The sequence below is a fragment of the Ruegeria jejuensis genome, assembly GCF_041537905.1.
Classification (GTDB): Bacteria; Pseudomonadota; Alphaproteobacteria; order Rhodobacterales; family Rhodobacteraceae; genus Ruegeria_C.
In genome coordinates, this window is the sequence record NZ_JBGRUO010000002.1 from 161,282 (window position 1) to 187,130 (window position 25,849).

Consider the following 25,849-nt stretch of genomic DNA (forward strand, 5'->3'; position numbering starts at 1 on the left):
CTGCAATCTTGTGGGCACCAGTTCAAGGGAAAACAAATCCACGACTTCTGTGGATAACCTTGCGTATATCTTCCGGCCAACCAGAGAAATTCGTTGAAAACAGGGGGCTTCCCTGATTTGCACAAAAATTAGGCGGCAATTCAATGCATTGTTTTTAAAGGAAATATTTTTGGACACATAGCAAGTATATGAAAATAAAGACATTTCTGTAACGGTTAAGTAACAGAAATGAGAGCGGTGCAAAACTTGCATCGCGAAGGCCTATTCAACCCCCAAAACATCCGGCGTCTGCCATCCCAGATGCTGGCCGCCATCGACACAGATCAACTGTCCGGTGACGGCGTGCGCCTCCAGCAGATAACCAAGCGCGGCGGTGATATCTGACGGGTTCGAACCCCGCCCGGAGATCGTGTTGGCGCGCTGCGCGGCGAAGTGTTCTTCGGATTGCCGATGCCCGCGCAAAGTCGGACCCGGTCCGATCGCATTGACCCGGATCGCGGGGGCCAGCGCCTGCGCCGCGGTCTGGGTCAGGGTCCATAACCCGGACTTCGCGATCGTGTAGGTCATGAATTCGGGCGTAAGCTTGCGCACCCGCATGTCGATCATGTTGACGATCAGCCCGGTGGCCTGCGGTTCGTCATTATGATCGGTTCTTGCCGCAAACCCCTGCGCCGCCATGGCCTGTGTCAGCACGAAGGGTGCGCGCAGATTGCTTTCCATATGCCGGTCCCAGCTGTGCCGGGACGCCGAGCGGATATTGTCATATTCAAAGACCGAGGCATTGTTCACCAGGCAGGTGATCGGGCCGCCAAGGGCGTCAACAGCGCGGGGTAGCAGCGCCTCGACCTCTGTCTCGTTCAGCAGATCAGCCTGCAACGCAATCGCCCTGCGGCCCAGTGATGTAATGGTGTCGACAGCCTCACGCGCAGGGCCTTCAGAGGTCGCGTAATGCACCGCCACATCAAAGCCGCGTTCTGCAAGATATATCGCCATCTCGCGGCCAAGCCGAATACCTGCACCAGTGACCAATGCCCGGGTCATGCCCAACCTCCACCCCAGCGGGTTACAGCAACACGCTCACGATATATACGACATAGAGGGTGGTCAGGATCACCCCCCAGGGCCGGGTGATGTCCTTTTTCAGGAACACGAACGGGAACAGCAGGACCGACGCGCCCAGCATCACCCAGAGGTCGAACTCCAGGAATTCCGGATCGACCGGAATCGGACCGAACCATGTGGCGATGCCGATGATGGCCAGCAGATTGAACATGTTCGAGCCGATGACATTGCCCAAAGCCACATCCGCCTGCCGGCGCAGCGCGGCCATCATCGTTGTCGCAAGTTCGGGCAGCGAGGTGCCAATCGCAACAAGTGTCAGGCCGATCACCGTTTCGCTGACATGGTAGGTGCGGGCAATCACCGTGGCGTTTTCAACCAGCAGATGCGCCCCCATGGGCAAGCCGATCAGGCCCAGGATCAAATAGATACCGATACGCCAGAACGGCATGTCTGGATCGGCCTCTTCCAGCTCATCAATCTCATCGACGTCATTGCAGGCCCGCCGATGTGCCTTGGCATCACGAAAGGCGTCCGCCAGCACAAGGGCCAGAACGGCCAACAGGATCGCCCCGCTCCAGAAGGTGAATGTGCCCAGAAAGGCCAGCCCGATGAACAATACCGATGCGAGCAGCATGAAGACATAAGTCTTGCGGCTGTTGCATTCGCTGGTGTGCAGGGTGGCCAGCAACGCAGGCAGGCCCAGTACAAGTAAGATATTGGCCGTGTTCGAGCCGACAACGTTGCCCAGCGCGATGCCCGGCGCGTGTTCTTCGACCGCCTTGATCGCGATCAGCAATTCGGGTGCAGAGGTGCCGAAGGCGACAATGGTCAGGCTGACGATCAGGGCGGGCACGCCCAGCCGCAAGCTCAGATTGACCGCGCCGCGCACCAGCGCGTCACCCGCGAGCAGCAGGATGACAAGGCCGAGGCCGGATAACAGCCAGGCCGTCATGAACGCCCCCCCTGTCCGCAGCGACAGGGACCCTTACCGATGCGAAACCGCCCGCAGCCGGTGCAGCGGGCGGAGCGCAAAGCGGACTGCCCCGGAAATCGCAATTTGCCGAACATTGCCAGAACCGCCATGCCTATGAGGAAAAGAAGGACAACTTTCAGGATCACGTCAGAGACCAAAGCGCGCGTAGGCGGCCCGCTCCTCCAGCCCGGCGACAGCGTCTTGTGCGACCTGTGTGCCCAGACGCAAGAAGAGCGGTTTCTTGAGGCCATAGCGGCGGAACTGCACCTTGTCCCCGAACCGCTCCTGCATTTTGGGCTTGAGATGGCCGATCCCGTCGATCAAGCCCAGTTCCTGCGCGCGCCGCGCCAGCCAGAACTCTCCGGTGAACAGATCACCATTGTCGTTCAGCTTGTCGCCTCGCCGGGTCTTGACCTGATTGATAAAGGTCTGGTGCATCTCCGCCAGCAATACCTTGAGGCGCGAGACATCCTCTTCCTTCTCAGGCGCAAAAGGGTCGAGCATGGATTTCGACCGGCCCGCCGTGTGGACACGACGTTCGAACCCTTGCCGCGCCAGAAAGATATGTGCGCCGAACCCGGACGAGATCACGCCGATAGACCCCACGACCGAGCTTTCATCGGCCCATATCTCATCCGCCGCCGAAGCCAGCCAATAACCGCCGGATGCGGCCACATCCTCGACAAAGGCATAGACCGGCACGCTCAGCTCTTCGGACAGGCGGCGAATGCGCGATCCGATCAGCGAGCTTTGCACAGGCGAGCCGCCCGGCGAATTGATCTGAAGTGCCACGGCAGCAGGCTTGCCGCGCCGGAAGGCGCGTTCCAGCATCGGGGCCAGCGTGACGTCATTGAGAGAGCCGCGACCGCTCATCCCGATGGCGCCCGACAGGCGGACCACGGCGACAAGAGGCGGGTTGTTAAGGAAAGGCAGGCGCAGTTTCATGAATGCCCATGTAGAATGCCGTCTCGTCGCAGACAAGGCACGCTGCCGCAGAGAAATGGTGCAAGGGCGCGTTTCACGGGCCGGGCGGGCATATTTGCAACGTGTTCCTAACTGCGGATGCGCCAGCCAGTCTTGAATATCCACCAGATGATAGCAAGGCAAATACCCGTGAAGGCGCCGATTGCCAGCAGGCTGAAAAAAATCGGCACGTCCGCAAGACCGTAAAACGACCATCGGAACCCCGAGACCAGATAGACCACCGGATTGAACAAGGTGATGGTCTGCCAGACCGGCGGCAGCATGGTGATCGAATAGAACGTCCCGCCCAGAAAGATCAGCGGCGTGATCACCAGTTGCGGGATCAGCGACATCTGTTCGAAATTACTGGCCCAGATGCCGATGATGAACCCCAGCAACGCAAAGCTGAGACAGGTCAGGATCAGAAACGCCGCCATAGCGATGGGATGCTCAACCCGGATATCGACAAAGAACGTGGCAGTCACCAGAATCACGAGACCCACGAACAGCGCCTTGGTTGCGGCGGCACCGACATACCCGATCACAATTTCGAGAAAATTGATCGGCGCGGACAGAACCTCATAGATCGTGCCCAGAAATTTCGGAAAGTAGATGCCGAAGGACGCGTTCGAGATCGACAGCGTCACCACCGACAGCATAACCAGCCCCGGCACAATGAACGCGCCATAGGACACGCCCTCGATTGTCTCGATGCGGCTGCCGATGGCGGTTCCGAAGACGATGAAATAGAGCGAGGTCGACAGGACCGGCGAGAAAAAGCTCTGCGCCAGCGTGCGGAAAAACCGCGCCATCTCGAAACGGTAGATTGCGGCGACGGCGGCCCAGTTCATGCCTGTTCTCCTGACACGAGGTTGACGAAAATCTCTTCGAGGCTGCTTTGGCGTGTCTGCACATCACGCAGAACCAGCCCGGCTTTGGCCAGATCATTCAAAAGCGAGGTGATGCCGGTGCGCTCGCCATGGATGTCATAGGAATAGACAAACGCATTCCCCGCCCCGTTCAGGGTCAGATCATAGTGCGCCAGCGCCTCAGGGATCGCGTCGACGGGCTCAGTCAGCATCACTTCGATGTGCTTCCTGCCCATCTGCGCCATTAGGCTTTCTTTATCCTCAACCAACAGCAATTCGCCGCCATTGATAACGCCGACGCGGTCGGCGATGGCCTCGGCCTCTTCGATGTAATGCGTGGTCAGGATGATCGTGACACCGTTTTCCTTGAGCTCGCGCACGATCTCCCACATGTCCTTGCGCAGTTCCACATCGACCCCGGCTGTGGGTTCGTCCAGAAACAGGATACGCGGCTCATGCGCCAGCGCCTTGGCGATCAGCACCCGGCGTTTCATGCCGCCCGACAGTTCCTTGACCGCATTCTTACGTTTGTCCCAAAGTGATAGCTTGCGCAGAATATCCTCGATCTTGGCATCGTCGCGCCCCAGCCCGAACAGGCCGCGCGACAGGCGAACGGTGTTCTGTACCTTTTCGAAGGGTTCCAGCGCGATTTCCTGAGGTACAAGGCCGATCATCCGTCGCGCTGCACGGTAGTCGTTCAGAATGTCGTGGCCACCAACGATCACTTGCCCCGAGCTCGGCATGGTAATCCCGCAGATCGTCGAGATCAGCGTGGTCTTGCCAGCCCCGTTAGGCCCCAGCAGGGCGAGTATCTCGCCCTCTTCGATGTCCAGCGAAACGCCTTTCAGGGCCTCAAAACCGTCCGCATAGGATTTCCTGAGGTCCTTGATCGAGAGAATTGTGGTCATGTACTGCCCCTGTTTCGCTGGCGATCCTATCGCGCGACGGATCGCTGCGACAGAGCGCAAATGCACAAAAAACCCTGCAGGACTGCGCAGATGGTTTCAGAGTTGCGACACATCCCGTCGCAATGCTTATGGACAAGGTGACGTTCTCTGATACCCCTGAGGACATCAGGCGCGCAAATTCACGGCCCGCCGGAGGAGCACCACATGGAGACCTTGGCCCAGAACCGGCCCGCCGCCGGTATCGCCTGCATTGTTGTCGGCATGATCTGCATTTCGATCAACGACATGATCATCAAGCAATTGTCGGGCGCCTATCCGCTGCATCAGATCGTGATGTTTCGCGCCTCGATCGGGATCATGTTCACGCTGGTGATGGTGCAGTATGAAGGCGGGTTGGGCATTCTCAGGACACGGCAGCCGCTGCTGCATCTGCTGCGCGGGCTGCTTGTGGTGGCCTCAAACATGAGCTTCTTTCTGGCACTTGCGGTGATGCCGCTGGCCGATGTCACTGCGATGTTTTTTGTGGCCCCGCTTTTCATCACATTGCTGTCGGTCCCGATCCTGCGGGAAAAGGTCGGGCCGTTGCGCATCGGCGCTGTTGTGGTCGGTTTCGTCGGCGTCCTCATCATGCAGCGCCCGTGGGAAAGCGGTGAAGCGCTGGTGGCCAACCGTCTGGTACTGCTGCTGCCCCTCGTCGCGGCGCTGACCTATGCGCTGTTGCAGGTGATGACGCGCAAGCTTGGCGTGACAACCAAGGCATCGGCGCTGGCCTTTTACATCCAGATGGTCTTCATCCTCGTTTGCCTGGGTTTCTACATGATCGCGGGTGACGGGCGCTTTGCCGAGGGTATCGACGATCCCAGCCTGCTTTTCCTGTTCCGGGCCTGGGTTTGGCCCAATGACGGCGATTGGATCTATCTGCTGCTGCTTGGCATGAATGTTGCGGTGATCGGATATGCGCTCAGCCAGGCCTACCGGCTTGCCGATGCCGCGACCGTCTCGCCCTTTGAATATGTGGGGCTGCCGATGGCAGTGTTCTGGGGTTGGCTGATCTGGTCGGAGCTGCCCGATCTTGAGGTCTGGGTCGGCATGGTCCTGATCATGGGCGCAGGCATGTTCGTGTTCCTGCGCGAACAACAGAAATCACGCAGGCTTGCGCGGCGGCGTATCAATGTTCCACGGTAGGCCCAAAGGAACAGAGGGCGCCAATGCTGGACGGGATACGCATCGTGGAATTCGAAGGGCTCGGCCCCGCCCCCTTCGCGGCCATGACGCTGGCCGATTTGGGAGCCGATGTGATTGTCATTCACCGCAAGGGCGGCCCGCCCAATCCGGGCCAGCCGGACAGATCGCTGCTGGATCGCGGCAAACGCTCGATTGAACTGGACCTCAAGGACCCCGACGACCGCGAGGCCGCTCTGCGCATCATCGCCGGTTCTGACGCGTTGATCGAAGGGTTACGTCCGGGCGTGATGGAAAAACTGGGGCTTGGGCCTGAGACCTGCCAAGCGCGCAATCCGGCGCTTGTCTATGGTCGCATGACCGGCTGGGGGCAGGATGGACCGCTGGCCGCTGCCGCCGGGCATGACCTGAACTATATCGGGCTCTCGGGTGCTCTCTGGTATGCCTCCGCACCGGGGGATGCGCCGCTCACGCCAGCCACGTTGGTGGGCGATATCGGTGGGGGCGCGATGTATCTGGTGGCGGGACTGCTGGCCGGGCTGCTGAAGGCACGGGTAAGTGGCAGCGGCACGGTGGTCGATGCCGCGATCTATGACGGCTCGGCCCATATGATGAACCTGCTGATGAGCCTGCGGCAATCGGGAAACCTGTCTCAGACGCGCGGCGAAAGCCTGCTGGACGGCCCGCATTGGAGCCGGACATATCGCTGCCGTGATGGCGGTTATATCTCAGTGCAATGTCTTGAGCCGAAATTCTACAGGCAATTCCTAGCCCATCTAAATCTGGCCGAGGACCCGGATTTTGCCCGGCAATTCGACCGCACCCTTTGGCCCCTCCTAACCGAACGGCTGGGGGCGATCTTTGACCAGCAGCCCCGCGCTCATTGGGCTGATCTGTTTGCCGGAAGCGATGCCTGCGTTGCGCCGGTTCTGAGTCCGGATGAGGCCATCTCCCACCCCGCAAACAAGCATCGCCACACCTGGCAGGAGATCGACGGCACCCTGCAGGCCGCACCCGCGCCGCGTTTTGTTGGCCAGAAGACCTCGCCCAAACCGGCCCCGCAACGCGGCGCGCATAGCGACGAGATTCGCGCCGAATTCCCCGCCAAGCCCTGAGGCGCTTTAGCCGCCGCGCACCGTGTCGATCATCAGTTGCACGTTCTCGGGATCGGCATCCGGCGTGATGCCGTGGCCCAGATTGAAGATATGCGGCCCCTTGGAAAACGCCTGCACGATCTGGCGGGTTTCATCCACCAGCGCCTGTCCACCGGTCACCATATGGCGCGAGGCCAGATTGCCCTGCACGCAGCCATCGACCTGCACATGGCGCGCCGCCCAGTCCGGATCGGCGGAATTGTCCAGAGCAACACAGTCAACGCCGGTTTCACGGGCGAAGCCCACGTAATGTTCGCCCGCTTCGCGCGGGAAGCCCATGACCGGAATACCCGGATGCCGCTCTTTCAGTGCGCGGGTGATCGCGCGGGTCGGCTCGACGGCGTATTTCTTGAACGCATCATCGGGCAGTGACCCGGCCCAGCTATCAAAGATCTTCACCACCTCGGCCCCGGCCTCGATCTGCATCGAGAGATAGTCGATGGTCGCCGCGGTGATCCGGCTGATCAGCGCATCAAACAGCGCAGGGTTCTCCAGCCGCAGCGCATGGGCCGGGCCCTGATCGGGCGTCCCGCGACCGGCGATCATATAGGTCGCCACGGTCCAAGGCGCGCCTGCGAAGCCGATCAGTGTGGTCTCGGACGGCAATTCGCGCGACAGGATGCGAACAGTTTCGTAGATCGGCGCCAGAGTCTCGTGAATATCCATCGCCGGTTTGAGCGCATCAAAATCTGCTTGCGTGGTGATGGTCGACAGCCGCGGCCCCTCGCCCGTCACGAACCACAGATCGGCACCCAGCGCCTGCGGCACCAGCAGAATGTCGGCAAACAGGATCGCCGCATCAAACCCGTAGCGCTGGATCGGCTGTAACGTGACCTCGGCGGCCAGTTCGGGATTATAGCACAGCGACAGGAAATCCCCGGCCTGTGCGCGGGTGGCGCGGTATTCGGGCAGGTAGCGACCGGCCTGCCTCATCATCCAGATCGGCGGCACGTTCTGAACCTCACCCGCCAAGGCGCGCAGTATCGTTTTTGTCTCGGCCATGCCTGCCCCCAATTCTGATTGCGCCACACCGGTCTATGCTGAGCGGCAATTTGTCAAGCATTCCCCCGTTGTCAGGGCAAAGTGACGCGACTAAAGCTGTGCGTCATGACACATGCCCTGCCCTCTCCGTCCGACCCGTTGAAAATCGGCACGCGCGGCTCGCCGCTTGCGCTTGCGCAAGCCTATGAAACCCGCGATCGCCTCGCCAAGGCGCATGAGTTGCCGCATGATGCGTTCGAGATCACCGTGATCATGACCAGCGGCGACAATCGCAAGCTGATCGACGCGGACCGCCCGCTGAAAGAGATCGGCAACAAGGGCCTGTTCACCAAAGAGATCGAAGAGGCGATGCTGCGTGGCGATATCGACATTGCGGTACATTCGACAAAGGATATGCCGGTCGCACAGCCCGAAGGTCTGGTGCTGGATACGTTCCTGCCGCGCGAAGATGTGCGCGATGCCTTCATCTCTCCGGGCCTGACCGCGCTGGACGATCTGGCCGAGGGGGCCGTTGTCGGCACCTCGTCGCTGCGCCGCCGCGCCCAGTTGCTGAACAAGCGACCCGACCTCAACGTGGTGGAGTTCCGGGGCAATGTGCAGACCCGCCTGCGCAAACTGTCCGAAGGCGTGGCGGAATGTACCTTTTTGGCATTGGCCGGACTGAACCGCCTGGACATGAGTGAGGTGCCAGCGACGCCCATCTCGCCCGACGACATGTTGCCCGCCATCGCCCAAGGCGCCATCGGGATCGAACGGCGCGGCAATGACGACCGCGCGGCCGATCTGCTGGCCCGCATCCATCACGGCGAAACGGAACACAGGCTGGCCGCCGAACGCGCCTTTTTAGCAGCGCTCGACGGGTCCTGCGAAACCCCGATTGCCGGGTTGGCAGAGATCGACGGCGACACGCTGCGCCTGCGCGGTCAGGTCCTGCGTCCCGACGGCTCCGAGGACGTGTTCGAAGAGCGAACCTGCCCCGTTGCCGATGGGGTAGAGCTGGGCCGCGACATGGCGGCGGATATGCTGAAACAAGCGGGCTCCGGCTTTTTCGAGTGGCGCGACTGACGCCACGGCCTGTTTGACAGAGGACCGTCCTGTCTGGGACACTTCTCTCAGGGAGGTGGCCCGCCATGACTCCGGGAAAGACCTATCTGACATCTGACGAAATCCGCCCGCTCGCCGAGCGGTCGGATATCAAAGGCGCCTGGCTGGTCCTGCATTGCTGGGGCACCATCGCGCTTGCAGTTGCTTTGTTCGGGCTCTGGCCCAATCCACTGACCTTCCTTCTTGCGGTGATGATCATCGGATCGCGGCAGTTGGGGCTGGCGATCCTGATGCACGAAGCTGCGCATAACGCGCTGTTCCGGCGTCAGCACCTCAACGACATCGTCGGCACATGGCTCTGCGCGCGACCCATTCTGGCTGACCTCGGGGCCTACCGGCGCTATCACCTGACCCACCATCGCTTTACCCAGTCCGACAAGGACCCCGACCTACTGCTCTCGTCGAAATTTCCGACCTCTCATGCCTCGATGCGGCGCAAGTTCACCCGCGACCTGACCGGGCAGACCGGGGTAAAGCAACTTGTGGGACAGATCGCCATGGCGCTCCGCATGGCGGGGGATCATGAGGCGATCGAGGCGGCAGAGGCCGATTTTGCGCAAAGCTTCAAGAGCTTGCATTTCTGGGTCACCGTGCCTGTCTTTCTGGCGGTGATGCTGGTCATGGGGCTGGTTGGCAACTGGTGGTGGGGATTGGCCTTCTGGCTGCTGCCCTATCTGACCTGGTTCCAGTTCGTCCTGCGCGTACGCAACATCGCTGAACATGGCGCGACCGAGCAATCCGACGACCCCTTCCGCAATGTGCGCACCACGCTGGCCGGGCCATTGGCGCGGCTGTTTGTGGCGCCCTACTGGGTCAACTATCACCTTGAACACCACATGATCATGCATGTGCCCTGCTACAACCTGCCCAAGCTGCACAAGCTGCTGCTGGCCAAAGGTTACGGCACGCAGATGAACATGGCCCCCAGCTATGGGGCGGCGATGCGCGAGGCCGGGTGGCGCTCAGCCTAGTACCATTTCGCGATCGGCGGCAGGCTCATCAGCACCGCATCGGGGTCGTGGCCCGTCTCCAGCCCAAATTTCGTGCCCCGGTCATAGACGAGGTTGTATTCGGCATAGAGGCCCCGGTGCCTATACTGCACCTCTTTGTCAGCCTCCGACCAGGGCTGCACCCTCCGTTTCTCCACCAAAGGCACAAAGGCGGGCAGGAAGGCGCGGCCGATATCCTGCGTCAGGGCGAAATCCGCATCCCAGTCACCGGTGCAGTAATCATCCATGAAAATCCCGCCCACACCGCGCGCGCGTTTGCGGTGGGGGATATAGAAATACTCATCCGCCCAGTCTTTCAGGCGCGGATAATGCCCGGCCCCATGCGGGTCCAGATGCGCCTTCTGGGTGGCATGGAAATGGGTGGTATCTTCGTCATATTCGATACAGGGGTTGAGGTCGGACCCGCCACCGAACCACCAGGCATGCGGGATCCAGAACATCCGCGTGTTCATGTGCACCGCAGGGACGTGCGGGTTCTGCATATGCGCCACAAGCGAAATCCCCGAGGCCCAGAAGCGCGGATCATCCCTCATCCCCGGCAGGCCCTTGCGCGCCGCCATGGCCGACTGCGCCCGCTCCGACAGGGTACCATAGACCTCGGACACATTGACGCCGACCTTTTCGAACACATGCCCGCCGCGCATCACCGACATCAGCCCGCCACCCGCATCCGAGCCGTCCTCGGAGGAACGCCTGGTCTCTGTCACCTCAAACCGGCCCGCCTCGGCTTCCGAGAGCGGCCCTTCGGCGTGATTGTCCTCCAGCGTTTCGAAGGCGCCGACGATCTGGTCGCGCAACTGGCGGAACCATGTGGCCGCCTGCACCTTTTGGGCCTCCATCGCCTGGGTCATTGGTCGTCCTTCTTTGACATGTCAGTGGGCCGGGGCTTCGACCGGATCCAGCAGGGTGCGTCCACCGTCCAGCGTCATGATCTGCCCGGTCATGAAACCCGACGCCTCGGAGGCCAGGAACTGCGCCGCTTCGGCAAGCTCGGTCGCTGCGGCGATCCGGCCCAGCGGCGTATGGTTCTCAATATCGCGGCGATATTCGCGATTGTCCTTGAGAGCGGCCTGCAAAGACGCGCTCATGATCGATCCCAGCGCAATCGAGTTCACGCGGATATGGTGTGGCGCCAGCGCTACCGCGAGCGAGCGGGTCATCTGATCGAGCGCCGCTGTTGAGACGGAATAGGCCAGCAAATTGGGATGGGTGCGCCGCGCGGCGACTGACGAGAGGTTGATGATCGCCCCCGCCTGGCGCCCGTCTTCATTGTCGCCCGCCTGCTTGATCATCCGCTTGGCCACCAACTGGCTCAGCCGCAGGGCGGGCATCAGGTTCTGGTTCAACAGCGCGCGCGTCGAATCGTCGTCCATGTCCAGCGGATCGGTCGGCACCACCTGGCGCGCGCCGTTCACCAGAATGTCGATCTGATCGAACGCATCCAGCGAGGCCGACAACAGATTGGCCAGCGTCAACCTCTCGCGCAGATCGCCTGCAAAGTAGCGGATATTCTCGGTCTCGCCATTCTCGCCCAGTTCCGAGGCGAGGCGCTTTTCATCCATGTCGGCAAACACGACATTGGCGCCCTTGTCGGCGAAATGACGGCCAATGGCGAGGCCGATACCAGCGGCGCCACCGGTGACGATGGCGGTCTTTCCGGCAATGGAATAGGACATCTGTTTCTCCCGCTCTGACCTAGGATGCCCCGGCCCGGCGGCGCGGACGGGTGGCGTTGAAAATCTTGAACCGGGCATCGCCGCCAAGCTCTTCGAACCGGGTGAAATGCGCCTCCAGCGCGGCCTCATAGGGCAGATGGCGGTTTGCCACCATCCAAAGCTGACCACTGGGTGCAAGCGAACGCGCGGCTGCAGCGATAAAGCCGCGGCCCAGCGCTGGATCGGCAGCGCGCGAGGTGTGGAAGGGCGGGTTCATCACGACCGTATCCAGCGGCTCGGGCGCGGCCCAGTTCAGCGCATCGGCCCAGTGAAACCGCGCGCGCGGATCGGAGATGTTGTGGCGTGCGCAGTCCAGCGCGACATGATCGGCCTCAACCAGATCAATGGAGTGCACCCCCTCGCGTTCCAGAAGCCGCGACGAGAGATAGCCCCACCCGGCCCCCAAATCGGCAATCCGTGCGCCGGGGCGATCCGGCATGGCGGCGATCAGCAGTTCCGATGCCGGGTCGATCCCGTCCGAGGAAAACACGCCCGGCACGGTCCTGTAGCCACCGGCCAGCGTCATGTCGGACAAAGCCCAGTCTGAAAACGCATCCGCATCAGCGGCGAACCAGAAAATCTTGCCATGCGCTTTGGAGATCGGCCCCTCGACCGGCACCCGTTTGCGCACCTCCTTGAGCAGGCTGTCGATACCGTCGGTCTTGACACCGTCCACCACAATTTTGCCACTGGCCCGTTGGCAGGCATGATGCACCAGTGCCCTTGCTTGCGCCTTGGCGCGCGGGACAAAAAGGATGACATCGCCACAAGGTGCATCGCTAGCATCAACGCTGCTGAACCCCTGAGCGGCAAAATGGTCGTGAAACGGCTTAAAGGGCTGCACCAGTTCGGTTGTTCGGGGCAGGTCTGACAGATCCTGCGCCGGCGTGGGCAACAGCACCGACAGCGCGTCGGACAGCGTCAGGCCGCTGTCGCGGGCAAGGTCTAGACGTATTGACATCGCGTGGTTTGATCCTGCGCCGTCACCAATTGGTGCGGCAGAGCCTGCGCCTTGAGGCCGGGGCGGTCAACCGCCTTACTCCTCTTTTTCCATGGTGCATTGCAGCGGGTGTTGATGGCGGCGCGCGAAATCCATCACCTGACCCACCTTGGTCTCGGCGATCTCGTGGCTGAACACGCCGACTACGGCAACGCCCTTCTTGTGGACGGTCAGCATCACCTCGAAGGCTTGCGCGTGGGTCATGCCGAAAAACCGCTCCAGCACATGCACCACAAATTCCATGGGTGTGTAGTCATCATTGAGCAGCAGCACCTTATAGAGCGGAGGGCGCTGGGTCTTTGGCCGGGTTTCGACCAGAATCGAGAGCGCCGGATCATCATCCGGGTCATTCGACATTGTTACAAGAAAAGGCTGCATGGTGCAGAGAATCCGCTCTCGCTTGGAAATCACATAGGGGGTTATATAACGTTTCTACGACCCTCGAAAAGAGCCCGCGAACACGAAGCCCATGTCACGCAATCTGACCACGGTCGGTTTCGACGCCGACGATACGCTCTGGCATAATGAGCGGTTCTTCCAGCTGACGCAGGACCGGTTCGCCGATCTGCTGGCAGATCATGCCGCGCGCGATCACCTGATGGAGCGGTTGCTGGCCGCCGAGCGGCGCAATCTGGGGCGCTATGGCTATGGGATCAAAGGCTTTGTCCTGTCGATGATCGAAACCGCGCTGGAGGTGACACAAGACCGGGTGCCCGCATCCGCGATCCGGGAATTGATCGACGCGGGGCACGAGATGCTGGCCCATCCCATCGAGTTGCTGCCCCATGCCGCCGAGGCGGTCGCGGCAGTTGCAGACACCCATCGGGTGGTGCTGGTGACCAAGGGCGACCTGCTGGATCAGGAGCGCAAGCTGGCGCAATCGGGTCTGGGCGAGCTGTTCGACGCGGTCGAGATCGTATCGGAAAAGACTCCCGCAATCTACTCCGACGTCTTCGCCCGCCACGGCAATGGCGCGGAACACGCGATGATGGTGGGCAATTCCATCCGCTCGGATGTGGTGCCCGCGATCGAGGCCGGAGGCTGGGGCGTTCACGTGCCGCATGCGTTGCTGTGGGACCTGGAACGGGCCGAGACGCCGCATCACGCAACCCGGTTCCGCGAACTGCCCGATTTGTCAGGCCTTTGCGATCTGGTGCGCGCGTTGGGATGACCCTGGCAAATTAAGAAAGCGCAGCAAATTTTGGGCAATCCCAATCTTAGCGGAAAAGCGTGATTCAGCCACAAGATATGGGTTTCCCATTTGCCCCAATTTTTGCACTCAGCCCAATCTCACCGTTTATTTCGCAACGATGCTGTGTTAGCGTTGGTGCAATTATCAAACAGAGCCAGCCCGAAATAATCAGGCGGCCAGAGGCAGATAGAGAAATGATCGTGCAGGTTCGGCGGATGAAGTCGGCCCGATGGGGCCTTATTATACTCACTCTTATTTGGCTCTGTGTGCTGTTGCCGCTCAGTGTTGCGGCAGCGCCTTATGCGGCTATGGTGATCGACGCACGAACCGGCGAGGTTCTGCATTCCCGTAACGCGGATACGCGGCTGCATCCCGCCTCTCTGACCAAGATGATGACGCTCTATATCGCGTTCGAAGCGGTGCGTAACGGCGAGATCGATCTGGATACGAAAGTGCGCATCCCCAAGGCCGCCGCTGCAGAGCCGCCGTCGAAGCTCGGACTGCGCTCCGGCCAGAAAATCGCGTTCCGCTATCTGATCCGGGCGGCGGCTGTGAAATCGGCTAATGACGCGGCCACCGCCATCGGGATCGCCATCAGCGGCTCCGAAGCGGCCTTTGCACGCCGGATGACACGCACCGCCAAAGCAATGGGCATGACACGCACCACGTTCAAGAACGCCCATGGCCTGACCGAAAAGGGGCACCTGTCGACGGCGCGTGACATGACCACGCTGGGCCGCCACATGCTCTACGATTATCCGCAATATTATAACCTGTTCTCGCGGCGCTCGACGCATGCGGGGATCAAGACCGTGAACAATACCAACCGCCGCCTGCTGGCCGCCTACAAGGGCGCTGACGGGATCAAGACCGGCTATACCCGTGCAGCGGGGTTCAACCTTGTTGCCTCGGCCAAGCGCGGCAATGAGCGCATCATCGCAACTGTCTTCGGCGGCCAGTCGACCGCCTCGCGCAATGCTCGCGTCGCCGAACTGCTCGACATGGGGTTCCGCCGGGCACCATCGCGCGCACCGATCCGCAAGCCCGGCCGCCCGGCCTATGCGGGCAATTCGGGCCTTGGCGATACCAGCCCCGGCAAGACCATCCGTCTGGCGGGCGCACCCAAGAAGAGCCTGCGCCCGCGTGTGCGCCCAAGCGCTAGCGCAATTGTGGTCGCGGATGCAGTGACCACAACGGCCGAGCAGAATGGCGACCGGATACAGGCGGGCATTACGGCAGCCATCGTGGCTGCGGATGTGGGGTCGAAAACCGTGACGCCGCCGCCCGCCTCCTCGACCCGCCCGGCCCTGCGCCCGGAGAATCTGGTGCTGGCGAAGGCCACGACCGACGCGGAAACACAGGCGGTGAAACCTGAGGTGGTCACGCGGCTTTCAACCTCGGGCGGGCATCACTGGGGCGTCAATGTGGGTCGCTACACTACGCGCTACAAGGCCGAAAAGGTCCTGCTGCGCACGGCGCTGGCCGAAATGTCGACGCTGGATGGCACGCTGCGCAAGGTAAACCAATCCTCGAAGGGGTTTGAGGCGACCTTTCAAGGCATGACCCGCGAGCAAGCCGATCTGGCCTGCCGCAGGCTTCAGGCCCGTAACGTAACTTGTTTCATGATCGGGCCCTCCTAACAAACAAGACCCGAACCATGACGACCTGACGGCCACGCCCCACCACGTGGCCGTCATTTTTTTGGTCGGTGAAAAGCGCCCTGTCTGGGGCTATGCGCCAAACATCTTCACATCCACCCCGCCTTCGGTCAGGCAGTGGCGGACGGAGCGGGCCAGCGCCACGGCCGTTGGCGTATCCCCATGCAGGCAGATTGTGTCGATCGAGGTCTCGATACGTTTGCCGCTTTCGGTGATGATCGCGCCTTCGCGCACCATCTCCAACATGCGCGGCCCCGCCAGATCAGGATCGTGGATCACCGCGCCGGGCAGCGAGCGGTCCACCAGTGTGCCGTCGTCATTATAGGCGCGGTCCGCAAAAATCTCGCCCACCCAGCGACAGCCAAGATCACGCACCACGCGCTCCATCTCTGTGGCGGCCAAAACCATGATGATGATCTCCGGATCCACCTCAAGCGCGGCCTCATAGCAGGCGCGCGCCATGTCATAGTCGGTACAGGCCATGTTCGACAGCGCCCCGTGCAGTTTCAGGTGTCGCACTTGCGTCCCGAGCGCCTGCGCCATGCCGCGCGCCGCGCCCAACTGATAGCGCACCAGATTGCGCAGGCTGTCATGCGGCAACACCATGCGGCGACGACCAAAGCCCTGCAGGTCGCCAAAGCCGGGATGTGCCCCAATGCCGACCCCGTTCCGCGCCGCCAGGGCCATGGTATTCGCCATCACATCCGGATCACCCGCATGAAAACCACAGGCGATGTTGGCGCTGGTGATGATATCGAGCAGGCTTTCATCATCGCCCATTTTCCAGGGTCCAAAGCTTTCGCCCATATCGGCGTTGAGATCGACTGAGGTCATGTGTCTAGTCTCCCTAATCGGTGGCGGAGATCATCCCGCTGACAAGTTGGTAGGACAGAAGATCGGCGATGTCATGGGGATCGCGCACCAGTGGTTCGACGCGCTTGGGCAAACGCGCCAGTTCAGCCTCGAACGCGGCGTGCAGGGCGAGTGCGTCTTCGAGTGTTACGAACTGGAACCTGAGCGATGCGCCCGATGGGGCCTGCACCGCGCGCGGAAGGTCACAGGGGATGACAGTCGCAATCCTCGGATAACCGCCGGTGGTCTGGCATTCGGGCAGCAGGATAAAGGGGTTGCCGCTGCCCGTCATTTGGATATCACCGGGCGTGATGACCTCGGAGAGGATGTTCAACTGCCCCTCGGCGGCAAACCCCGGCCCCTCCATGTCCAGCTGCATGCCCATCCGGTTGGCGCGTGCGCCACGGTGGAAGGTGGTGCTCTCCAGCCGGTCGAGCGTTGCCGCGCTGAACAGGCTGGTCTGAACGCTGGCGATGACGCGCAGGGTGCCGCCATTGAAACGATCGGTGCTGGCGATCTTGAAGCCAGCCTGCCCATGACCCGCGCCGGTCGGCAGCAGGTCACCTGCCGCAACCGTCTCGCCGACTTTCGCGGTCAGATGGGCTGAACGAGAGCCGAGTATGGGCTTCGCGTCGATCCCGCCCGCCACGTGCAGATAGCCGTAAATGCCCTGCCGCGCCGCGCCGATGGTCAGCATCTGCCCGCTGGTCAGCAGATGCGAGGCGTTCCAGGCAGCCGGCGCACCGTCGATGCTGACCTGCATCGGCGCACCTGTGAGCGCGATGCCGATCTCCTCCGTCGCTTCGAACGTGCCGCCAAACCCTGCCATTTCCAGCGCCGCGCAATCGGGCCGCTGACCCAGCAGAGCTGCCCCTTCGTGAAGCGCCAGCAGATCAGCCGCGCCCGAGCGGGACAGGCCCTGATCCAGATAGCCCGGTCGCCCCTGATCCTGAATCGTGCAGGCGGGGCCGATGCTGTGGACGATCAGGCTCATGCGGTGATCTCCTCGACCGTTGCACCGCCATTGCCATCACCATCTCTCGCCCTGATCTCGGCAAATTCCTCGGGCGAGACGGCGGCGAAGATCATCTCGTCGCCCGGAGCCAGCGCAAAACTGCGCGCGTGATCGGGACGGAAACATCGAAACGCGGTCTGCCCCACATGCCGCCAGCCAGTCGGCGCGGCACCTGAAAACAGCACGAATTGCGAGATCGCCAGAACCAGCGCGCCCGCAGGTACGGTCGGGGTCAGGTCCTGCTGTCGGGGGATGTCAAATTCGGGGCCGAGCGGCCCCAGATAAGGCTGACCCGGCGCGAAACCGATGGTCAGCACCCTCACGCGCGACGTGCTGAGCCTTTGCACCGCCTCCTCCGGCGACATCCCCGCCAGCGCGGCGGCCTCGTCCAGTTGCGGGGCCAGTTCGGTGCCATAAACCGTCGGCACCCGCCAGAGCCTGCGGCCCTCCGGCAAAGGGGTGGCGTACCAGTCTTGCGTGCCAAGCAGATGCTCAAGCGCCCCGCGCAGAATGCTATGGGGCAGCGTCAGCGGATCGAACCGGAAATAGGCCGAAGCCAAAGAGGTCGAGGTCTCGATCACGCCATCGGGCAGATCCAGCCGGGCCGCTTCACGAAAGGCAAGCGCCGCGCGATTGGCAGGCTCAGACATCGTGTCGGAAAAACTGACCAACAGGCCATCCAGCCCAAGCGGGCGGATTTGGGGGAAGGCGTCAGCGTGGGTCATAGAACCTCCGCAACAGGGTCGGGGTAAGATACATGGGGAACTGATAGCAGCCCAGAAAGATCAGCAGCGGCTCGGTGGCCTCGGGCGAGAGCGCGACGAAGAACAGCGCGAAATTGCGGTTGCCTGCGACGATGGATGTGGGCACCGCAGCCGGATACCCTCTGCGACGCAGGGTGACATAGGCCAGCCCCTGCAGGCCGAAATTCAGCGCAAAGGCGACCCCCACCCAAAAGAGCAGATTGAGCGGGTCGGTTTCCAGCGCCGGGCGGATCGCGGACATCAACCCAATGACCACCACGGCGAGCACTATCATTGTCAGGCCATCCGTCGCCTTGCGGCCCCGCTCGGGCAGGTCCGGCGCGCGCCAGTGGCGAAGGGCAAACCCAAGGGCTGCGGCCCCCAGAATGACCGCCAGCAGACGCAACGCGGCGGCCAGAACATCGCCGATATCCCCGAAGCCGGGCAACAGGGCGAAAACGGGAATGCAGGTCAGCGGCAGCAGCGCCGTACCAAGAATCAAAAGGCGCAGCGCCGGGGCCGGATCGCCATTGAGCAGGATGGCGAAATTGGCCGATCCCGTAACCGAGGGCGCGGCCATGACCAGCGCCAGCGCCAGCGCAAGGGGCGTGACCGGCAGGCCCAGCAGGCTCAGCATCAGCAGGAAGCCAACCGGCAGTGCCAGTTGCAGCACCAGCACCACCAGCGCCGTACGACCCAGCTCTGCCAGATTGGCGAGCGCATCAATCGGGCCGATGCGAAAGGCAGTCAGGAACAAAAGCAGCGCCACCAATTCCGGAATCCACCAGCGCAGCACCTGTGCGAGATCGGGCAGCAGCAACCCGGCAAGCAAGCCGCAGATCAGCGCAAGCTTCCCATATCTAGCGATGAAGATGAGCGCGGTCATGCGGCGGGATTGCCCTTGCGGACCCTTCTGCTGGTCAGTTGGTTTGAGATGTGCAGGCGGCGGTTCACGCCGCCTGCCTGGTCAGGCCTTGGTCGCGCCTAGCCGCCGCCCGGCGCTTGCCTGAGGTTTTCGGGCAGCCAGGTTGCGATCTCCGGAAACAGGATCAGCACAAAGACCATCAGCACCATGATCAGGAACATCGGGAAAGCGGCACGCGCGATAAAGCCCATCTCATGATTGGTCATGCCTTGCAGTACGAACAGGTTGAACCCGATGGGCGGCGTGATCTGCGCCATCTCGACGACAACCACAATGAAGATACCGAACCAGATCAGGTCGATGCCCGCCTGCCGCACCATCGGCTCGACCACCGCCATGGTCAGCACCACCGACGAGATTCCATCAAGGAACATGCCCAGCACGATATAAAAGACCAGCAGCACCATCAGCAGCTGGAACTTGCTGAGCTCCCACTGCGCGATCAGATCAGCCAGTCCACGCGGCAACCCGGTGAACCCCATCGACAGCGACAGGAAGGCCGCACCGGCAAGAATCAGCGCGATCATCGCCGAGGTGCGGGTGGCCCCCATCAGGCTTTCGGTAAAGGTCTTCCAGGTAAGCGAACCCTGACTGGCGGCCAGAACAAGCCCGCCGATCACGCCGAATGCCGCCGCCTCGGTCGCCGTGGCATAGCCCAGATACATCGAACCAATCACCACGAGAATCAGGCAGATCACAGGCAGCAGGAAACGCGAATTGGCGACCCGCTGGCTCATGGTCAATGGCGGCTCCTGCGCCGGGTTCCATTTCTTTGAAACACGGCTGCTGATCGCCACATAGGCCATGAACATCGCCGCCAGCACGAGGCCGGGCAGGATACCGGCAAAAAACAGCTTCGAGATGCTCTCATTGATGGTCACGCCATAGACGATAAGCGTCAGCGAGGGCGGGATCATCAGACCAAGCGTTGCCGCCCCGGCCAGCGTGCCAATGATCATCGGTTCAGGATATTCCCGCTTGCGCAGCTCGGGGATCGACATCTTGCCAACCGTGGTCAGCGTTGCCGCCGACGAGCCGGAGACCGCAGCAAAAACCGTACAGCCCACGATATTGGTATGGACCAGCCCGCCGGGCAGACCCGCCATCCAGGGCGCGAGGCCCTTGAACATATCCTCGCTGAGCCGCGTTCGATACAGAATCTCTCCCATCCAGATGAACAGCGGCAGCGCCGTCAAGGTCCACGACGACGAGGCCGTCCAGATCGTAGTGATCATGACATCGCCCACGGGACGCGAGGTGAACAGTTCCATCCCGACCCAGGCCACGCCCATTAGTGCCAGCCCGACCCAGACCCCGGTGCCCAGCAGCAGGAAGAGCACGAAGAGAAACAGGATGATGATCGAAAAGTCTTCCATGTCTTATCCTTTCCGCATCATTCGACGAGGACGTTCAGGGGCTTGCCCTTTTCGACCACATGGGTGGTGATGGCGACCATCACGGTATCGCCCGCATTGGTCAGGCCACCATGCGGTTCACCTTGCGGAAAATGCGCGGCCATGCCGTCGGGAAACGGAATCTGCTTGCCGTCACCGGTCTGCATGGTGCCACCGATAATGACGACGAGATGCTCGTCGCCGTGATGGGTATGGCGGGGCACCGTTGCGCCCGGCTCGATCTCAAGCCGCGCGACGATCACCTCATGCGTGTCAGAGCCCGGCACATCGGCGCGCGACAACTCGGTTCGGGTGATGACCCCCTCGGCGAAGGCGAAAATCGGAGTGATGGCAAACAGGGCGATGGCGGCAGCAGCGCGGATCATGGCGGGAAATCCTCTGGTATGTGTCATGTCATTCACCAAAACTCTGATCGACCAGATCGCGCTGGATGCGGTGATCGCCTTTGAGGATGAGGCTGATCAGGTGGTCGGTCAGCGCGATCGCAAAGATCACAGCACCCAGCAGCATCACAGATTGCGGAATCCAGAGCGCGGTGCGATCCTGACCCTGGCTGACATCGTTGAATTTCCACGACCAGTAGACGAAGTTCACGCAATAGCGGACGAAATACCACGCCACCGCCGTGCCGATGGCGAAACACCAGATATTGATGATCCGCTGCACTTTCGGCCCGACCGCGTTGATCAGGATCGACACCCGGATATGTGCGCCGCGGTTCAGCGCGTTGGCAAAGGCTAGGAATGAGGCAGCGGCCATGGCGTAACCGGCATAGTCGGGTGCGCCAGGAAAAACCTCGCCGGTCCAGCGGGCCAGCATCTGCACCACGATCAGGATCAGGATCGCGATCAGGCAGAGCGCGGCCAGAATGCCCGAGCCGAGATACAGGAAATCAAGCGCGGCGCGCAGCCGCTTTGCGAGTGCCATCAGGTCCCCCTGTCCGTTTTGAGTGGGGTTGGGGGCAGACCACAGGCCTGCCCCTGGGTCGGGTTTACTCTGCCTTGGACGCTTTGAAGGCTTCAACGATAGCCGCGCCATCCGGGCCAGCGGCCTCGAGCCATTCAGCGGTCATGGTTTCACCGATCTGCTGCAACTCGCCCTTCAGCTGGTCGCTTGCCGGGGCAACGCTCATGCCGCCATCGCGTAGGCCCTTGAGGGTAAAGTCGGTATATTGAACCGCGCGCCACGTGCCCGCGTATTCCGCCAAGTCGGCGCAGGCCTGAACCACCGCCTTGTTGCCATCCGACACACCCGACCAGACATCGGAATTCACCATGATGTAGTTGCGCGGCAGCCAGGCATCGACCTCGTAGAAATGGTTCAGGCTTTCCCAGACCTTGCGGTCATACCCGGTAGCGCCAGAGCTGACCATCGAGTCGGCTACGCCGGTGGCAAAGGCCTGGCTGATTTCGGCGGCTTCGATCGTGACCGGCAGCATACCGGTCAGTTCCGCCAGACGCGCGGTGGCGTTGTTGTAGGAGCGGAACTTGACCCCTTCCATATCCGCGACCGAATTCACCTCGTCCCGGAAATAGAGGCCCTGCGGCGGCCATGGCACCGAGTAAAGCAGCGTCAGGTTCTGATCGGCCAGCACCTTTTCCAGCGTCGGCTTTGCGGCATTCCAGAGCTTGTCGGCATCATCAAAGGAGGTCGCGAGGAAAGGCACGGAATCCACACCAAAGATCGCGTCTTCATTCTGGTGACCCGAGAGCAGTCGCTCACCGATCGGAACCTGTCCGGTCTGGATCGCGCGTTTGATCTGCGCACCCGGGAACAGCGAGCCGGACGGGTGCGTCACGATCTCGATCTCGCCCTGGGTGCCGGTGGTGACGCATTTGGCGAACTCCGCGCCGGTCACCGAATGAAAGTTCGAGCCGGAATAGGCCATCGGCATATCCCATTTCTCGGCCAGAGCCGGTGCAGCACTTGCTGCGGTCAGGGCCGTGGCGGCCAGCAGATGTGTCAGTTTTTTCATTTTTTCTTCTCCCATATTGGATTGGTCGGTGTTTTTGGTTGTTGTTACCCGGCCTCTTTGAAACGTGCCGGGGAATAGACGTTCAGGTCAATATTTGGTTGCCTGCCCGATATCATCTGCGCCAGCAGGCGCCCGGTTTTTGGCCCGCCGGTCAGGCCGATATGGTGATGCCCAAAGCCGGTGAATGCGCCTTTAATGCCCGGCACCTCGCCGATCACCGGGATCGAATCTGCCGGTGCCGGGCGATGGCCCATCCATTCGGTCACATGCGCGCCACGCAGGCCGGGAATGGCTTTGACCGCGTTGCGGCGCAACAGGTCCAGCGGTGCGCGCGAGGGCTGGGCCTCCAGCCCGCCGAATTCGACAACACCGGCAAGACGCACCCGGCCCTCCATCGGGGTGATGACGAATTTGCCGCCCGCGATCATGACTGGGGATTTCGGCATTACCGACGGCTCCCAGAATTCCAGATGATAGCCGCGTTCGGATTCCAGCGGCACATTCAGGCCCAGTTTCTTGGCCAGCGGCCCCGACCAGACCCCGGTGGCCAGCACCGCCGCGTCGCAGGCGAGTGTCTCGCCTCCCGCGCGAATGCCCGTGACCTCCCCGTTTTCCTGAACCACATCCTCGACATCGGCCCGCAGGAATCGGCCACCCCGGGCCTCAAGATGGCAGGCCAGAGCCTGCACATAGGCGCCGGGGTCGGAAATCCGGCCATGACCGCCCAGACGGACTGCGAAGTTCAGATCCTCGGAAAAGATCGGATCATAGGCGCGGAAGGCCGCGCCCTCCAGCTCATCCCAGTGAAAGCCGTTTGCCTTGCGTAAATTCCACCCGAACGCGTCAGACCCGAAATGGGCGCGATCGTCATAGATGAACAGGTAGTCGGAGGGATGGATATAGCCCTCTGCCCCGGTTCCTGCTGCCAGCGCTGTGTGATCTTCCAGGCTGTCGCCAATGATCGGGGTCAGGGCCGAGGCAATGCGCGTTGTGTCCTTTGCATTGGCGTGTGAGAGGTATTTCCGCAGCCAGGGCAACAGGCGCGGCAGATACCCGTAGCGCAAAAACAGCGGCTGATCTGCGCTGAACAGCATCTTTGGCGCCTTGGCGATCAGACCCGGCGTTGTGACCGGCACCACCGAGCAGGACGCCAGCACCCCGCCATTGCCGTAAGACGTGCCCTCTGCCGGACCCTTGCGGTCGATCAGGATGACCTCGTGACCCTCGCGCTGCAGCCAGATCGCCGCCGACACCCCAACGATGCCTGCACCAATGATGGCCACTGTTTTGCGATCTGTGGTCATTGCGATCTCCTGCCGGGCGCAGCCCTGCCGCACACCGATTCTTCGAGGCACAGGATCGCATACATTGACAAAACGTCAACAAAATGTTTATAAATAATTAAAATTGATCGGAGCACGCGCATGTCAGATACCCCTCTTGGCCCGGTTGTCTCTTCGGCCCATCTTGCCGAAGGCAGTTTTCCCGAGGTCAGCGAGTTTGAATTTGGCCTGATCATCGCCCACCACGCCTTTGCGCGCTGGACCACCCGCTGCATGGCGGCGGCAGGTCTTGCGGATATGTCCTCGCTGGAGGTCTGCGTGCTGCACACCGTGCGCCATCGCGGCAAACCCAAGAAACTGGCCGATATCTGCCTTGTGCTGAATGTCGAGGATACCCACACGGTCAACTATGCGATCAAGAAACTGGCCAAGGCGGGGCTGGTGCAGGAAGGCAAGCAGGGTAAGGAAAAGACGGTCGAGGCCACCGAACGCGGCGCGGCGGCCTGCGAGCGGTATCGCGAGATTCGCGAAGCGCTGCTGCTGCGTGCGATGAACGAGGTGGGCATAGAAGCCGAACAGATGAGCCGGCTGTCGGCCCTGATGCGCCTGATGTCCGGCCAGTATGATCAGGCCGCGCGTGCAGCGACCGTCTATTGATCCTGCGCTGATCATTCGGACCTCCGAACGGCATAGTGGTTCAACCTGTCGATATCCGGCACCACGCCCAGCCCCGCGCCGCTCGGCACGATCACATGACCGTCGGCCACCGGGAATGGCGTCTGCAGGATGTCTTCGCGCAGGTAGTAGCTCGCCTGATAAAACTCGCATCCCAATGTGATTTCCGGCGTCGCCGCGACCACGTGCGTGCCCGACAGATGGGCAAGACCCGCCTCGAACATATCCCCGCCATAGGCGGTCAACCCATTGGCTGCCGCGATCCGGGCGACGGTCTGACCGCGCGCCAGCCCACCTGACTTCATGATCTTGACCGACACGCCGTCACAGATGCCTTCGCAGGCGGCGCGGGTCATGTCTTCGGGGCCGAACACGCTTTCATCGGCCAGCAGAGGCACGTCGATGGCCGCGCGCAGGCGCGCCATCATGCCGTACTCGTTGGCGCGTACGGGCTGTTCGATGAAATCGGGCCGGAACTGCGCCACGTCGCGCACGCGGTCCATGGCCTCATCGATCTCCAGCCCCTGATTATAGTCCACACGGATGCGGAAATCGGAGAAGTCGCGGGCAATCCGCTCCAGCCGCATGACGTCAAAGGCGTGATCGCGAAAGCCGGTTTTTAGCTTGATGATCCCGACACCGTTGTCGCGCAGGCGCTCCATCAATGCGAGATCAGCGTCGAAATCCGGGTTCGCAATTGAGCAACTCAACGGGATGCGATCGCGGCAGCGACCGCCCAACAACGCCCAGACCGGCACACCGGAGATCCGTCCGGTCAGATCAAGCAGCGCGCTGTCCAGCGCCGCCTTCGCCTCGGTACAATGGGCAACCGCGCGCGCCGCCTGCCCCATGATCCCGGCCCGGTCCGCTATACGCTGCCCGACCACCAAAGGGCGCAGATAGCGGTCGAGCGCGGCATAGCTTGCCTCGGGCGTGCCGGTGAAAACCGACCAGGGCGAGGCCTCGCCAAACCCCTGGCTCCCGTCTTCGCTGGTCAGCCGCAGGATGATGACCTCGCAATGCCCCTCGACCCGGCCGATGCCATGGTCCCGCGCGGATCGCACGGGCAAAGCCAGATGCCACAGATCGAAACCCGTGATGCGTTGATCGAGGTTTGACATCGCGTCCCTCCCTGCCGTTGGGGAAGTGTGCGCGCCCAGCCTCATCATTTCCA

The 25,849-nt window shown here is 61.8% G+C and carries 27 protein-coding genes; 7 read left to right on the plus strand and 20 right to left on the minus strand.

The features are described from left to right. Positions 1 to 261: 261 nt before the first annotated feature. The 5 genes from AB1E34_RS03330 to AB1E34_RS03350 all read right to left on the minus strand — a co-directional run bounded on the left by AB1E34_RS03330 (position 262) and on the right by AB1E34_RS03350 (position 4,775). Positions 262 to 1,041 (minus strand): SDR family oxidoreductase, encoded by a 780-nt coding sequence (locus tag AB1E34_RS03330; protein WP_372570918.1) that lies wholly within the window; start codon positions 1,039 to 1,041, stop codon positions 262 to 264. 22 nt (positions 1,042 to 1,063) lie between these two features. Further along, positions 1,064 to 2,014, minus strand: a complete 951-nt coding sequence (locus AB1E34_RS03335; RefSeq protein ID WP_372570919.1) for a calcium/sodium antiporter — start codon at positions 2,012 to 2,014, stop codon at positions 1,064 to 1,066. 168 nt (positions 2,015 to 2,182) lie between these two features. After that, positions 2,183 to 2,980 carry a S49 family peptidase gene (locus AB1E34_RS03340; protein WP_372570920.1) on the minus strand — a complete coding sequence of 266 codons (798 nt, stop codon included), beginning with the start codon at positions 2,978 to 2,980 and terminating at the stop codon, positions 2,183 to 2,185. A gap of 107 nt (positions 2,981 to 3,087) precedes the next feature. Continuing rightward, complete coding sequence (locus AB1E34_RS03345) at positions 3,088 to 3,849, minus strand: ABC transporter permease (protein ID WP_372570921.1); 762 nt, start codon at positions 3,847 to 3,849, stop codon at positions 3,088 to 3,090. Beyond that, positions 3,846 to 4,775 carry an ABC transporter ATP-binding protein gene (locus AB1E34_RS03350; protein WP_372570922.1) on the minus strand — a complete coding sequence of 310 codons (930 nt, stop codon included), beginning with the start codon at positions 4,773 to 4,775 and terminating at the stop codon, positions 3,846 to 3,848. The genes AB1E34_RS03345 and AB1E34_RS03350 overlap by 4 nt, the downstream gene beginning before the upstream one ends. A 204-nt stretch (positions 4,776 to 4,979) precedes the next feature. Here AB1E34_RS03350 and AB1E34_RS03355 point away from each other — a divergent pair, with 204 nt between their 5' ends. Together AB1E34_RS03355 and AB1E34_RS03360 are read left to right on the plus strand one after the other, a co-directional pair. Then, positions 4,980 to 5,960 (plus strand): DMT family transporter, encoded by a 981-nt coding sequence (locus AB1E34_RS03355; RefSeq protein WP_372570923.1) that lies wholly within the window; start codon positions 4,980 to 4,982, stop codon positions 5,958 to 5,960. Positions 5,961 to 5,983: 23 nt separating this feature from the next. Next, positions 5,984 to 7,072: a CaiB/BaiF CoA transferase family protein gene (locus AB1E34_RS03360; RefSeq protein ID WP_372570924.1), complete on the plus strand. Its 1,089-nt coding sequence runs from the start codon at positions 5,984 to 5,986 to the stop codon at positions 7,070 to 7,072. A 6-nt stretch (positions 7,073 to 7,078) separates the two neighbouring features. Here the strand turns inward: AB1E34_RS03360 and hemE are convergent, their stop codons facing one another. Then, on the minus strand, positions 7,079 to 8,113 hold the full coding sequence (gene hemE, locus AB1E34_RS03365; protein WP_372570925.1) for a uroporphyrinogen decarboxylase: 1,035 nt from the start codon (positions 8,111 to 8,113) through the stop codon (positions 7,079 to 7,081). Positions 8,114 to 8,218: 105 nt separating this feature from the next. On the opposite strand from hemE, the gene hemC reads away from it, so the two are divergent. Further along, positions 8,219 to 9,178, plus strand: a complete 960-nt coding sequence (hemC, locus tag AB1E34_RS03370) for a hydroxymethylbilane synthase (RefSeq protein ID WP_372570926.1) — start codon at positions 8,219 to 8,221, stop codon at positions 9,176 to 9,178. Between the two features lie 65 nt (positions 9,179 to 9,243). Next, positions 9,244 to 10,188 (plus strand): fatty acid desaturase family protein, encoded by a 945-nt coding sequence (locus AB1E34_RS03375; RefSeq protein WP_372570927.1) that lies wholly within the window; start codon positions 9,244 to 9,246, stop codon positions 10,186 to 10,188. On the opposite strand, the gene hemF is transcribed toward AB1E34_RS03375, so the two are convergent. From hemF to clpS, 4 genes are all read right to left on the minus strand, one after another. Next, a complete protein-coding gene (gene hemF / locus AB1E34_RS03380) occupies positions 10,185 to 11,078 on the minus strand; it encodes an oxygen-dependent coproporphyrinogen oxidase (RefSeq protein ID WP_372570928.1) in 894 nt (297 codons plus the stop codon). The genes AB1E34_RS03375 and hemF overlap by 4 nt on opposite strands. Positions 11,079 to 11,099: 21 nt before the next feature. Next, complete coding sequence (locus AB1E34_RS03385) at positions 11,100 to 11,903, minus strand: SDR family NAD(P)-dependent oxidoreductase (protein WP_372570929.1); 804 nt, start codon at positions 11,901 to 11,903, stop codon at positions 11,100 to 11,102. Positions 11,904 to 11,922: 19 nt separating this feature from the next. Continuing rightward, complete coding sequence (locus AB1E34_RS03390) at positions 11,923 to 12,903, minus strand: class I SAM-dependent methyltransferase (RefSeq protein ID WP_372570930.1); 981 nt, start codon at positions 12,901 to 12,903, stop codon at positions 11,923 to 11,925. Positions 12,904 to 12,978: 75 nt separating this feature from the next. Beyond that, the gene (gene clpS / locus AB1E34_RS03395; RefSeq protein WP_372570931.1) at positions 12,979 to 13,320 is read right to left on the minus strand and encodes an ATP-dependent Clp protease adapter ClpS; all 342 of its coding nucleotides are present in this window, start codon (positions 13,318 to 13,320) and stop codon (positions 12,979 to 12,981) included. A 91-nt stretch (positions 13,321 to 13,411) separates the two neighbouring features. Between clpS and AB1E34_RS03400 the strand changes: the two genes are divergently transcribed. Continuing rightward, positions 13,412 to 14,113 (plus strand): HAD family hydrolase, encoded by a 702-nt coding sequence (locus AB1E34_RS03400; RefSeq protein ID WP_372570932.1) that lies wholly within the window; start codon positions 13,412 to 13,414, stop codon positions 14,111 to 14,113. Between the two features lie 236 nt (positions 14,114 to 14,349). After that, positions 14,350 to 15,774: a D-alanyl-D-alanine carboxypeptidase family protein gene (locus tag AB1E34_RS03405; protein ID WP_372571099.1), complete on the plus strand. Its 1,425-nt coding sequence runs from the start codon at positions 14,350 to 14,352 to the stop codon at positions 15,772 to 15,774. A 90-nt stretch (positions 15,775 to 15,864) separates the two neighbouring features. Here the strand turns inward: AB1E34_RS03405 and AB1E34_RS03410 are convergent, their stop codons facing one another. From AB1E34_RS03410 to AB1E34_RS03450, 9 genes are all read right to left on the minus strand, one after another. Continuing rightward, entirely contained in the window at positions 15,865 to 16,626 is a 762-nt protein-coding gene (locus AB1E34_RS03410; RefSeq protein ID WP_372570933.1) for a LamB/YcsF family protein, read from the minus strand. Positions 16,627 to 16,639: 13 nt separating this feature from the next. Further along, the gene (locus tag AB1E34_RS03415) at positions 16,640 to 17,638 is read right to left on the minus strand and encodes a 5-oxoprolinase subunit C family protein (protein ID WP_372570934.1); all 999 of its coding nucleotides are present in this window, start codon (positions 17,636 to 17,638) and stop codon (positions 16,640 to 16,642) included. After that, positions 17,635 to 18,384: a 5-oxoprolinase subunit B family protein gene (locus AB1E34_RS03420; RefSeq protein ID WP_372570935.1), complete on the minus strand. Its 750-nt coding sequence runs from the start codon at positions 18,382 to 18,384 to the stop codon at positions 17,635 to 17,637. The genes AB1E34_RS03415 and AB1E34_RS03420 overlap by 4 nt, the downstream gene beginning before the upstream one ends. Beyond that, on the minus strand, positions 18,371 to 19,288 hold the full coding sequence (locus AB1E34_RS03425) for a hypothetical protein (RefSeq protein ID WP_372570936.1): 918 nt from the start codon (positions 19,286 to 19,288) through the stop codon (positions 18,371 to 18,373). The genes AB1E34_RS03420 and AB1E34_RS03425 overlap by 14 nt, the downstream gene beginning before the upstream one ends. 98 nt (positions 19,289 to 19,386) lie before the next feature. Beyond that, a complete protein-coding gene (locus AB1E34_RS03430; RefSeq protein ID WP_372570937.1) occupies positions 19,387 to 20,703 on the minus strand; it encodes a TRAP transporter large permease in 1,317 nt (438 codons plus the stop codon). A 17-nt stretch (positions 20,704 to 20,720) separates the two neighbouring features. Next, complete coding sequence (locus AB1E34_RS03435; protein WP_372570938.1) at positions 20,721 to 21,134, minus strand: cupin domain-containing protein; 414 nt, start codon at positions 21,132 to 21,134, stop codon at positions 20,721 to 20,723. 1 nt (position 21,135) lies between these two features. Further along, positions 21,136 to 21,669 (minus strand): TRAP transporter small permease, encoded by a 534-nt coding sequence (locus AB1E34_RS03440; RefSeq protein WP_372570939.1) that lies wholly within the window; start codon positions 21,667 to 21,669, stop codon positions 21,136 to 21,138. Positions 21,670 to 21,733: 64 nt separating this feature from the next. Then, positions 21,734 to 22,717 carry a TRAP transporter substrate-binding protein gene (locus tag AB1E34_RS03445; RefSeq protein WP_372570940.1) on the minus strand — a complete coding sequence of 328 codons (984 nt, stop codon included), beginning with the start codon at positions 22,715 to 22,717 and terminating at the stop codon, positions 21,734 to 21,736. A gap of 44 nt (positions 22,718 to 22,761) precedes the next feature. Continuing rightward, positions 22,762 to 24,021 (minus strand): NAD(P)/FAD-dependent oxidoreductase, encoded by a 1,260-nt coding sequence (locus AB1E34_RS03450; protein WP_372570941.1) that lies wholly within the window; start codon positions 24,019 to 24,021, stop codon positions 22,762 to 22,764. 120 nt (positions 24,022 to 24,141) lie between these two features. Here AB1E34_RS03450 and AB1E34_RS03455 point away from each other — a divergent pair, with 120 nt between their 5' ends. Continuing rightward, the gene (locus AB1E34_RS03455; RefSeq protein WP_372570942.1) at positions 24,142 to 24,657 is read left to right on the plus strand and encodes a winged helix DNA-binding protein; all 516 of its coding nucleotides are present in this window, start codon (positions 24,142 to 24,144) and stop codon (positions 24,655 to 24,657) included. Positions 24,658 to 24,668: 11 nt separating this feature from the next. On the opposite strand, the gene AB1E34_RS03460 is transcribed toward AB1E34_RS03455, so the two are convergent. Beyond that, positions 24,669 to 25,796 carry an enolase C-terminal domain-like protein gene (locus tag AB1E34_RS03460; protein ID WP_372570943.1) on the minus strand — a complete coding sequence of 376 codons (1,128 nt, stop codon included), beginning with the start codon at positions 25,794 to 25,796 and terminating at the stop codon, positions 24,669 to 24,671. Between the last annotated feature and the right edge of the window lie 53 nt (positions 25,797 to 25,849).